At 40.0% G+C, this 11,726-nt stretch carries 7 protein-coding genes; 1 reads left to right on the forward strand and 6 read right to left on the reverse strand.

The genetic code is table 11. The annotated features are described in order from the left end of the window. Window positions 1-20: 20 nt before the first annotated feature. The 3 genes from ACGLYD_RS11675 to ACGLYD_RS11685 all read right to left on the reverse strand — a co-directional run bounded on the left by ACGLYD_RS11675 (window position 21) and on the right by ACGLYD_RS11685 (window position 5,322). Window positions 21-1,142 (reverse strand): M24 family metallopeptidase, encoded by a 1,122-nt coding sequence (locus tag ACGLYD_RS11675; protein WP_399628004.1) that lies wholly within the window; start codon window positions 1,140-1,142, stop codon window positions 21-23. Between the two features lie 560 nt (window positions 1,143-1,702). Next, window positions 1,703-3,751, reverse strand: a complete 2,049-nt coding sequence (locus ACGLYD_RS11680; protein WP_399628007.1) for a CocE/NonD family hydrolase — start codon at window positions 3,749-3,751, stop codon at window positions 1,703-1,705. 68 nt (window positions 3,752-3,819) lie between these two features. After that, window positions 3,820-5,322 carry a BCCT family transporter gene (locus tag ACGLYD_RS11685; RefSeq protein ID WP_338655982.1) on the reverse strand — a complete coding sequence of 501 codons (1,503 nt, stop codon included), beginning with the start codon at window positions 5,320-5,322 and terminating at the stop codon, window positions 3,820-3,822. A gap of 503 nt (window positions 5,323-5,825) precedes the next feature. Between ACGLYD_RS11685 and ACGLYD_RS11690 the strand changes: the two genes are divergently transcribed. After that, window positions 5,826-6,488 carry a TetR/AcrR family transcriptional regulator gene (locus ACGLYD_RS11690; RefSeq protein ID WP_338655980.1) on the forward strand — a complete coding sequence of 221 codons (663 nt, stop codon included), beginning with the start codon at window positions 5,826-5,828 and terminating at the stop codon, window positions 6,486-6,488. A 226-nt stretch (window positions 6,489-6,714) separates the two neighbouring features. Here ACGLYD_RS11690 and ACGLYD_RS11695 read toward each other — a convergent pair whose 3' ends face one another. The 3 genes from ACGLYD_RS11695 to ACGLYD_RS11705 all read right to left on the reverse strand — a co-directional run bounded on the left by ACGLYD_RS11695 (window position 6,715) and on the right by ACGLYD_RS11705 (window position 11,593). After that, window positions 6,715-6,915 (reverse strand): cold-shock protein, encoded by a 201-nt coding sequence (locus ACGLYD_RS11695; RefSeq protein WP_025783429.1) that lies wholly within the window; start codon window positions 6,913-6,915, stop codon window positions 6,715-6,717. 248 nt (window positions 6,916-7,163) lie between these two features. Further along, entirely contained in the window at window positions 7,164-8,402 is a 1,239-nt protein-coding gene (locus ACGLYD_RS11700; RefSeq protein WP_340742446.1) for an NADH:flavin oxidoreductase/NADH oxidase family protein, read from the reverse strand. 158 nt (window positions 8,403-8,560) lie between these two features. Further along, the gene (locus ACGLYD_RS11705) at window positions 8,561-11,593 is read right to left on the reverse strand and encodes an efflux RND transporter permease subunit (protein ID WP_399628012.1); all 3,033 of its coding nucleotides are present in this window, start codon (window positions 11,591-11,593) and stop codon (window positions 8,561-8,563) included. Window positions 11,594-11,726 lie beyond the last annotated feature (133 nt).

Below are 11,726 nucleotides of genomic sequence, written 5' to 3' on the forward strand. Positions count from 1 at the left end.
ATAATTACTTGAAATGTCATCTATTCATTCGTTTTCGGATGCTGTGTAATCGCGAAACTGCCACTCTTTGTTAAAATAACTGTATCTGAATGCCTGAATCCACCAACTCCGGGTACATAGATGCCTGGCTCTATTGTATACACCATTCCTTCTTGGAGAATGAGGTCATTGTCGAACCTCAAGTACGGCTCTTCATGTTCGGAAAGTCCGAGTCCATGTCCAATTCGGTGATTGACAAATTCACCATAACCCGCTTTTTTAAACACTTCGTAGGCAGCAATATCAACTTCCTTCGCCATAATACCAGGACGTATAAGTTCCATACCCACTCGTTGTGCCTCAGTTGCAAGCTTTAATAAATCCTTTTGCTTTTCGGTTGGCTTTCCAACGAAGAACGTTCGCTCATTCTCGGCTCGATAGCCGTTGAACCATACTTGCCGGCTGTGAACAACACCGTCACCTTCTTCAAACTTACGTGTACTCGAATATAAGTGAGGCATTTCGCTGCGTCGAATCCCAGAGCATGTCCAGTCTTCATATCCGATCAGTTCGTCAGGATACTCAATTGATGCAATCTCAAGTAAAATCCTATCACCGTACGTATCAAATTCAAGTTCACTAATGCCTAGCCGTGCATGTTTCAATGATTCTGCAATCGCTAGATCTGACAAACGACCCGCTATTTTTAGCAACTCAATTTCATGCGCATCTTTAATCGTTCTCATTTCAGTAATCTTCTTGCCTACATCCACAACAGTAAAACCTAGTTGAGCTAGGTACATAAACACGCTCGAAGGAAGACTATCCAACTCAACGCCGATGTAGCTACCAGCGGGAATTTGTTGAATAAGTTTCGTTAAATGAACCATATAGGATAATTCCTTATCCCTAAGCCCAAATTGTTCATAGTAGACATACATTGCATCTACTTTCGCTTTCTCCGCCGCATGGACTTCTTCAAGTCCTGGTATGATTAACACTGTCTTCTCGCTGTCAATGAGTGTCACAATCGGACGAGAATAGGAAATAGCACGGAAACCTGATAGGTAAAACTGATTATCTGGCTCCCAAATTAAACCCAAGCTAATCTGGTTATCATCCATATACTTTCTAAACTGTTCCAGTCTCTTTTGAACAATCATGCTTAAATCACCTCTCAAAATTTATACTAGTTACCACACCCAATTTAGTAATTATGATTATCAAAAAGAGTGTAACAATCCAATTATATTGAACATAGGATTACATATAAAAATTGAGCGAAGATGCCATAAAGTAGGAGTCTCCCTTTTGCGCCGGAACGGATCCGGAGGCAATCTATATATCAACTACGACCGTTTCTTTAAAAACAAGTCATAGGTATATAAACGTCAGCCCACTAAAAACTCCTTGTGACAAACAGGCTTCCATTAATAGAAACACTATCTGTACAAGGAGGAAAATTAAATCAATCACGCCTCGGTGTGATTGCGTCAAGATTTTGAATTGAGCTTGTGCCTGCAGGACGCAGGTATGCAACAGGCAAGGATTGAACTGCATCCTTTCTTATAACCGCAGGACACGGCGTTCTTAGTCTGAAATCCACAATTCAGCATGGAGGCTGAATTGTAGGCTTCGTTCGCATTCATCTCGCCACTTATAGAAGTGGGAGACTTCTGTAAGTGGCGCCTCGCTTACAGTAAAAAAGATTTGCTAAATGAAGTTAAACAAAATCCCTAGGCACCGCTATTCTCCATGTTTTGTTAAATACTTCAGCCTCACCTTCATAAGCAATCAGCTCATTCGTGACATAGAACTGCTCATCGTCTGCTGTCATGATACTGGTGCTTTCCAGACTCGTTTGCCATTCACCACGTCCAACAGTTAGCGTCCAATCACATTGAACTTTGGCAGTTTGTGGATCCTCTCCTGCAATGGAATAGACGTTGCGATTTGTGCTGCCATATTCGATTCCGTTACTAGGAAGCATTCTTGCCCCTTCATCAGAAAAGTCATCAAGCGTCCAAACGTCTGTAATTGTATTATGGCGAATTTCCCTAGTCCGGTTTGCTTCACGTAGAATCACACGTTCCATAACAGCCGCGGTTTCTGGGTGTTCGAACGGTTGTAATTCCTGATCGATTGCTTTAGGTTGTCTGATTGGCAACGTGAGAAGCGTTTTTTCATTTGCAAAGACAGTCAATGTCACTGGCTCTGGAGATGGCCAAGCATGTGGCCAGTATGTTGGCGATACCGCTAATTGCCAACAATGTCCTACAGGTAAATTGTGTCCGATTGCATTCATACGTAACGTTACCGTATATTTTTTACCCGGTTCCAAGTGTTCAGGGTGTTCATGGCTATTTCGGTGTGTCAAGTTCAACACGCCCCACGTCACGCGTGTCGAAGAACCGTCTGGTGCTACGTCATTCAGACGAACTGTTAGTAATGCATTTGGCTGGTCAGATGCTACTTCAACTGTAAACTCGGCAAAACCAAGAATTTCAATCGCTTCATTTACCGGGTCAGATGTGAAGACTACAGAAAGACCATTTTCAATTCGCTGATCTGCAGGTAGGTCTCCTGGTTGTCCAAATGGACAGAACACACCGGAATAGAGTCCATGATGCTGAACACTTGAAACAGTGATTGCTTGTTCCGCAACCGGTTTATCAGAAAGCTGTTGTTTGTTCAGATAATAGGATTTTTGTTCTTGCGCCTTGGGTGGCCACTCATTTTCAGCAACCCAATGACCTGGTCTAATCGTGTAATCCGTTTTAGGCGGTACGCTATCCTGGACCCATGCACGTAGCATCGGTTCTTCCATGATGCCTGTATCAACGCCTTTTAACCAATGATCCCACCAGCGTACGCATTCTTGTAAAAAGCCGATTTGTGGACCAGGAACCGCGACTTCAGGATATTCATGCGCCCATGGACCGATCAACCCTTTGCGAGGGCCTTTCAATCCTTCAAGTAAACGAGGGATGGCATTGGTATAGCCATCTGCCCATCCTCCTACCGCATAGACAGGAATGTCGATATCATCATAATTTTCACAGATGGAACCCTGCTTCCAGTACTCGTCGCGACGCTGGTGTCTCATCCATTCTTCTACGAATGGCGGTGTTTTCTCTAAACGTTCCAACCAACTATTTCTCCATGCATCCCCTACAACGTCGGGATCTGCAGGTCGCGCATTGTAGGCAAGCATCGTAGAACTCCACCAAAGCATGTCCGATGCAAGAAGTGCACCGCCTTTATAGTGAACATCATCAGCGTAACGATCATCTGTCGAACAAAGTGTAATGATTGTTTTCAGCGCGGGATGGCGACGTGCCGCCATCTGCAGGCCATTAAAGCCGCCCCACGATTTTCCAATCATACCCACTCCGCCTGTAAACCATGGTTGTTTCTCAATCCATGATAGTACTTCCAGTCCATCGTCCTGCTCTTGCTTTAAATATTCGTCATATAAAATCCCATCTGAATCGCCACATCCACGCATGTCCACACGAATGCTCGCATAGCCGTGACCCGCAAAGTACGGGTGACGAATCGAATCCCTTAGCGCTGTAAAATCATTTTTACGATAAGGAAGGTATTCCAAAATAGCGGGAACCGGCTGTTGTTCTGCGTCCACAGGTAACCAGATGCGTGCAGATAGACGTGTCCCGTCTGACAACGGAATCCAGATATGTTCAATTTCCTTAACCTCTCTCGGAAATTTTGTTTTAATTGACCGGTTCGATTCACGTACATTGAAAACCATATAATTACCTCCAATTAATAATTTAAAAACCTAGCATGCGAATGAAGTTTTCCTTAGTTAAACTAGATTTACTTATTCGGAAAATCCTGCTTTAACCATTTGAAGAACGAAACAATTAACAATAAATAAATGATTAATATCGGTACGGATACAACGACGGCAGAAGTTTGAATGACACGTAATCCTCCTACAAGTAGTAAGGTTACCGATAGGACTGCCAGTATCGCACCCCAGACCATACGATGCCATCTTGCTGGTTCTTGCCCATCCTTTATTTCCTTCGTTGCAATTGCCGCAAGAATATAGGTCGCAGAATCGAGTGAGGTCGATAGAAAGATAATCGCCAACACAACAAAGAACGGTAACACAATGTAGCTAAGTGGCAATGACTTCAAGATTTCAACAACTGTCGCTGGACCACCGCTATCGGTTAGAATATCTTTTACCGGAAGAATGTTATCTAATTGTAAATTCATCGTGTATCCACCGAAGACCGCAAAATAAGTCCACCCTCCGATTGACCCCCATAACAGCATATGTGTAATGAGTTGGCGAATCGTGCGTCCTTTGGAAATCCGTGCAACAAACAAGCCCATGAATGGAGCCGTGGCAGCAAACCAAGCCCAATAGAAGACTGTCCAAGCTTGTGGGAATCCACTTTTGTTAATTGGATCTGTATAAAAACTCAACATCGCAAAGTTCTGGATCATCATTCCGAAACTGTTGGTAAAATACGTCAATATGAACAAAGTCGGTCCTGCAATGAAAACGAAAACCGCAAGAGCCAATGCAAGGAAGACGTTTATGTCGCTCAATCGCTTAATTCCTTTATGCAGTCCCATATACGCACTGGCAGAGTAGATGACTGTAATGCTGATTACTATAATTGTATCGAGCATCAGTGATTTATCTAGCCCAAAAATGCTAGCGACAACTGCCGAAACCATTGGAACACCAAGTCCAAGAGAAGTCCCAAGACCTCCGACCAAACTCCAAATAACCAGCACATCAATTAATTTTGCAATCTTGCCATCTGAATATTTGCCGAGAACCCCACTAAGTGCAGTACTCATTTTTAACGAAGGACGTTTCTTTACAAAATACGAGTAAGCAATGACAACTGTCGGGAAAGCATAAAGTGACCATGCCGATATTCCCCAATGGAATAAGCCATACGTCAATGCCCACTCTGCTGCTTCATTACTTTCGGGCTCAATTCCGAAAGGTGGTCCCATGAAATAATAAATCGGTTCCAACATTGACCAATACATAATACTTGTCCCCATGCCTGCTGTGAACAACATTGTCCCCCAGCTGAATGTGGAGAATTCGGGCTTGCCTTCACCCAACTTAATTTTCCCAAAACGGCTAAAGGCTAAATAAATCAGTAATATAAATAATCCGATTGTTAAAAACTGAAATGCCCAGTCCATTTGATAGGTAATGGAAGTCATTAGCTTATCCAAATACGGTTCCGCTGTTCCTCGGTTTAACACTAATAACACAGTTGCCGCAAAGATAACGACGATTGATGTCCAGAATACAAATGGATCAATTCTAACTTTCCCCATACTTCCAATCCCCTTTTTCAAATTCGTATTGTTAAAAACCATGATTTGCAGCTAATTTCTCTACGTGGTAACGTTTTCATTTAAGACACGAATAGCGAGCGTAATGGAAATAATTCACTATATTTCTCCCATCTCTCAATTCATACCTATCCGTTTAAAGACTATTTCAATCAGTGCGGTTTCCCATAACGCCATTGATTGTTTGTTGAACCTATCCAGCATTTCCGGATAATCGGATTTCCATATTATCTCGTTCCCTCCACCAATTCCCACAGTAAGGATGAAACTGCTTTTTCACGCGAGTAAATAAAAACTTAGTATTCATGAGTATTTTAAAACCAGACTAGTTTAAATAATCATGATTATAAATTTATACTGATTATATTAACACATTGAAAAACATAGAACAATCTAATTAACAACTATTTTTTTAGTAGATATTGTATAATGGGCATACTAATGTCAATCTAATGGTACTATGCAGAATATAGGGGTGTTCATAAATGGAGAATAAGAAGATTCAAAGAAGCCGGATGTGGAAATACTTTGTTGATGCGACAGCGGAAATAATTGAAGAAGAAGGGATTGAAAATGTCACAATCCGAAAAGTAGCCGATCGAGCGGGCTATAATAGTGCGACCATTTACAATTATTTTACGGAGATTTCACATTTAATATTTTTCGCTTCCATGAAGTTTTTGAAAACATATACAAATGACGTGCAGAACGCTATTGAAAAAGGGGAAAATCCGTTAGAAAAATACATACTCTCATGGGAATGCTTTTGTAAGCACTCCTTCCTACAGCCACAAATCTTTCATGCTGTATTTATCATGGATTTAGGTAATCCTCCTGAGAAGCTCTTGGCAGATTACTATGAAATTTATCCAACTGATCTGATCAGTTTTCCAGAAGAGCTTAAACACATTCTATTTGAACGTAACGTGTCAAAACGAGGTCGGTCCATTTTGGAAATCGCTGCAAATGAGGGCTTTATCGATGAAGTGGACATTGATAAGGTCAATGAGATGACGATTCTTATTTGGCAAGGTATGCTCACAAATCTATTAAATAACCGGACGATTCATGAAGTGGAAAAGGTTTCGGAAATCACGATGGATTATATTACGGAGATTATTCAAAATTCGAGTAAGAAAGTGGATTAATCGTTTAAAGTAGTAAAAGAGGCATCTGTGCCAGACACAAAGACGAACAATTCTCATTTTTAAGCAATTACACTGAAAGTAAAGACTAACCGCATAGTTATTGATTTAATCTGTATTATTATAGTATTGCATTGTTGTTACAGAATAGTTCCGCGCGCAGGGTACCTAAAATTAATTTAAGCAAATAGAAAAAGACCCTACTTGTAGGGTCTTTTTCTAGTTATTATTAAGCTTTTTGAACGTTTGTAGCTTGTAGGCCACGTTGTCCTTGTTCAATTTCAAACGTTACACTTTGACCTTCGTCTAAAGATTTGAAACCTTCACTTTGGATTGCTGAGAAATGTACGAATACGTCCTCTCCTGCTTCACGCTCGATGAATCCAAAACCTTTTTCTGCATTAAACCACTTAACTGTACCTTGTTCCATAATTGTTGCCTCCTAGTGCGGATATCCACACAATGTGTTACTACCCTTGCTCAAATACTTAGACGAAAAACAAAATCTTTTCTCAATCTGAAAACGAACAAAAATAACTCTTTCTTAGAATAACAGATATATGTTAAAACAGCAAATGGTCCTGCTCTAAAAAGGGGTATCAGATACAAAGACGAACTACTTACACTTTTGAATAATTATACAAAAAAATAAAGAACTACACACCATAACGGTATCGTCTATGCTCTTCTTCTAAAGAAGACACTACGACCATTCCCTAGAAGATTTTGTATTAAAGATATCCAGACATTATGGTCAGGGTTTGGAGATTTAGATTTCCCCATTCTTGCTAACTGCTGTTCATACCAACCAATTTCTAACAAGGAAGCACTCTTGTCTATTCGTTTAATCCCCGTTCGGATTGGTTTTGCATGAACGGTTTCATAACTGCCATTAAAGATTCTATTTGCCAAGTCCGGCACTAAGGCAAAAGGTCTTGCAATTCCAACCATATCAATTTCTCCGTTCGCAATAGCTTCTTCCATGCCTTTTTGAGTACGAAAGCCGCCTGTGACTACTATTGGAGTAGTGATTAATGCCTGAGCCTTTTTTGCATAGTCTATAAAATACGCTTCTCTTTTTTTTGTAGTTTCTTTTACATCTACACCCATCATTATCGGATTCTCGTAATTCCCCCCAGAAATTTCAATGAGATCAATCCCTAATTCGGACATTTTCTGAAGAACTTCCATGGACTCGTCTTCAGTGAATCCACCCTTTTGAAAATCAGCTGAGTTAAGTTTAATACCGATTGGAAATGATCTCCCGACTTGTTTCCGGATTTCTTTATACGATTCTTCCAAAAACCTCATTCGATTTGCTAAGGTTCCTCCCCATTCATCTGTTCGCTGATTGTGGTAAGGGGATAAAAACTGGTTGAAAAGGTATCCGTGTGCTGCATGGATTTGAACACCTGTAAAGCCTGCTTTTTTCGCAATTCTTGCTGCTTCTCCAAATCGGTTAATCAAGTCTTCAATTTCAGACACCTGAAGAGCACGTGGTTGGTTAAAGAATCGTTTTAAACCTCCTGTAAGAGGAACTGCACTTGGTGCTACAGGTTCTTTTGAAATCATTTTTGGTGACTGCTTCCCTGGATGATTAAGCTGCATCCAAAGGTGAGTCCCATTTTCAGTTCCCGCTTTCGCCCACTTCATTAACATCTTTAAATCACGTTCATCTTCCAAAGCAACGTTATTCGGCTCTCCTAAAGCATTTCGATCTATCATAACGTTACCTGTCATGACAATACCCGCACCCCCCTCAGCCCAGGTTTTATATAAAGTAACCAATGATTCAGTTGGATTTTGATAAACCGTTCCCAACGCTTCACTCATGGCAGATTTAAAAATTCTATTCTTAATGATTGTTCCATTTGGAAGTGGTAGAGAAATACCCAAAACGGACTTTGATTGATTCATTTTTAGCATGTCTCCTTACTATTTCAGATATGTAGAAAACGCAAAGGTATTGATTTATTTTGTATTATACAATTGTATTGTATACGCTGAATAATAAGAAGCAAGAACGAACAATAACAAACAGACCAATAGCGTTTAAGCTAAGGTCTGGTTTTTTATTATATGGAAATATCTTGTTCAGCAGCCTGACTAATTCGCTGTTTCTTAGACTTTCTAAAATAAAGCAATTCATATATACAAGGGATAACAATCAGAGTTAGCAGGGTCGCCATGGCTAATCCACCGATAACAACAATCGCGAGACTTTGTGATACTAAACTTCCTGTTTCTGCCTGTTTCACTAAAAGTGGAAGCATCGCACAGATAGTTGCAATCGCGGTCATGAAAATCGGTCTCATCCTTGTTGCGGTTGCTTCAACAAGCGCATCACGAATAATCATTTTTTGTTCATTTTGTTTTACTCGGTCTAAAAGTACAATCGCATTTGTTACGACGATACCAATTAGCATTAATGCTCCTAGAAGTGCCGTGATATCAACTGGTATTCCACTGATAAGAATTCCTAAAATGGCTCCTATTGCAGCTAGTGGTAGAGAGCAAAGAATAGCGATTGGCGCTTTGATTGACTTAAATGTGATAACCATTATTAAAAATACAATCCCGATGGAAACAAGCATAATGAGAAATAAATCTGTAAAATCATCTGCTTGTTGGCTACTTGATCCTCCAACTAGAACATCGACATTCTCCGGAAGATCTATGCCTTTTTTGTCATTGTTATCGCCGGAAATTTCTAGATTTACTGCCTTCGAAATTTCCGATAGCTTGGCTGGATCAACTGAAGCTGTTACTCGGAGGTAGGCATCCCCATCTTTATGGAACTGGTTAGTTGAACGCTCTTCACTTTGTAACTTAGCAATGGATGATACAGGGACAAGACCCGTATCAGTCATGACTGGTATATTTTCTATGTCTTCAGGTGTTTTTGTATCTAGGAGAGGTTCTAGAAATACAGTTTTTTGTTTATCATCTAAACTAATCGTTCCAATTGGTGTCTTATTTAACATCACTCCTAACTGTTGTGCAATTTGTTCGGTGTTTCCTTTTGTTGGGTCTACAACGAGGGAGTATACTGTTTTCTTTTCATCTTGATTGGTCGTAACTTCCTCTACGCCTTCAAGGATCTGTACTTTTTCTTTTATAGTAGTTGCCACATCTTCTAAGTCTGCTAAATTATCACCTACTACATCAATGATAATATTCGTACTTGCTCCTCCCATCATAAAGGAAGAGGTAGTTACTTCTAAGAGGGCATCAGGATATTGATCTTTTTTCTTTTCCATTTCTTTTACGATGTGTTCTGTATCATTTTTATCTTCTAATAAAATACTGAACGTTGCTTCAGTCGGTGATCCAACCCAGCCATATTGTGCCGCTTCAGCTGGAGAACCTACCTGTGAAAAAACATGTTTTACTTCATCCATTTTTTGAATAGATGACTCCAGTTCCATTGTTTTTTCCTTTACTTTTTCAAGTGATGTATCATTCGGGTAACTTAGCGTGGTCAAGACATAGTCTGCAGAGGAGCTATCAACTGCACCTTTTGGGATGACAAAGTAAGTAGCGATGGATCCGATGAAAAGGAAGATGGAAATCGAGAAGACAATCCATTTATGGTTTAAGGACCATGTAACCATTTTTGGAAAACGAACGGCAGGCTTATGTTCAGGCAACTTTGTATTCTTCAATAATCCCGCACTCATTAACGGAACAACCGTCAAAGCGACGAGCAGAGATGCGAGCAAAGAATAGGTAACCGTTAAAGCGAATGGTAAAAGGAATTCTTGAAGGCCCCCATTTAATAAGCTCATCGGTAAGAATACGGCTACTGTTGTTAATGTAGAAGCAGTAATAGCGACTCCTACTTGTTTCGTTGCACCAATAATCATTTGGACGGAGAATTTCTCTGTTTGCATTTTGCGGAAAATATTTTCGATGACGACAATACTGTCGTCAACTAGACGCCCAACTGCAACAGCGACACCGCCAAGTGTTAAAATATTCAATGTCACCCCAGACCATGACAGTAGAAATAGTGTGAAGCAAAGGGATAAAGGAATCGATACAATGGTAATAAAGGTAGAACGGATATTTCGTAGGAAGAGCATAATGACAATCGCTGCAAACAGTGCGCCAAGGAGTACTTCTTTTATCATCGTATGAACAGAATTTTCTACCAAATCAGCAGAGGATATATAAATAACAGATTCTTGCTGATTATACTTTTCATTGATTTCCTTTGTTACTTTTTCAATTTCTTTGCTAATAGTCACTGCATTGGATTGACTATCCTTTGTGATGCTAATATCTAAGCTATCCTTACCGTTGAAACGGCTAATGAAATTCGCATCTTTTGTTTCTTCAACCGTTGCAATATCCGCAAGCGTTAAATCAGGTGTAATCGTTAAACCTTTCAATTTTTCGATGCTTGTTAAATCACCTATTACTTTAATATTACTTGTTTTTCCATCGATCATCTTTTCACCGACAGCTACAGCAGTATTTTGACCTTGGAGAATCCCCATAACCGATTGAAGAGAAATCTGATTTTCAGCTAATTTTCCATCATCAATCTTGACTGAAATGATGGAATCTGTAATCCCATAGACATCTACTTTGGAAACCCCTTTAATTTCTTGATAGAGAGATGGAAGTTTTTCACGTGCAAAATCCAGATTTTCGGTAGTCAAACCTTCATTAAAGCTGACGGCAATGTTAGCAATTGGAATCATAGAAGTATTTAGCTGTGAGATTGTCGGCTTGGAGAGATAGAGAGGCAAAGCTACATTACTTAACGCTTCTTGTACGTCCTGTTTGGCTTGTTTCATATCAGTTCCTGCCTCGAAGAACAGATCCACTTTTGAAAATCCATCTCCAGTTGTAGAGTAGACTGAGGTTTTACCATTTAATCCCGTAATTGCTCTTTCAATCGGGATGGTTACTTCGGATTCCATTGTTTTGGAGTCAGTTCCCTGACCCATGGAAATAATAGTGACTTGCGGATTATCGGCAGATGGTAAAAACTCCATAGGTAGTCTAAAATAACTGACGACGCCTATCACTATTATTAAAATGGTTAATGCAGCTACAGCGGCCCTGTTACCAAAAGACCATTTGGTAAATATCGACATAAAAAGTCTCCTCCTAAAAACTAAAGTAATTCAAAAAATCAGACTTGAAAGTATATGCTCCCTTCCATCGTTTTAGTTGCATCTCTATTGTATAAAATAGGAATATATTCCACATTGAACCTTAGTATTATCC

Origin of the sequence: Sporosarcina sp. SG10008 (assembly GCF_044569405.1) — a bacterium.
Taxonomy (GTDB): domain Bacteria; phylum Bacillota; class Bacilli; order Bacillales_A; family Planococcaceae; genus Sporosarcina; species Sporosarcina psychrophila.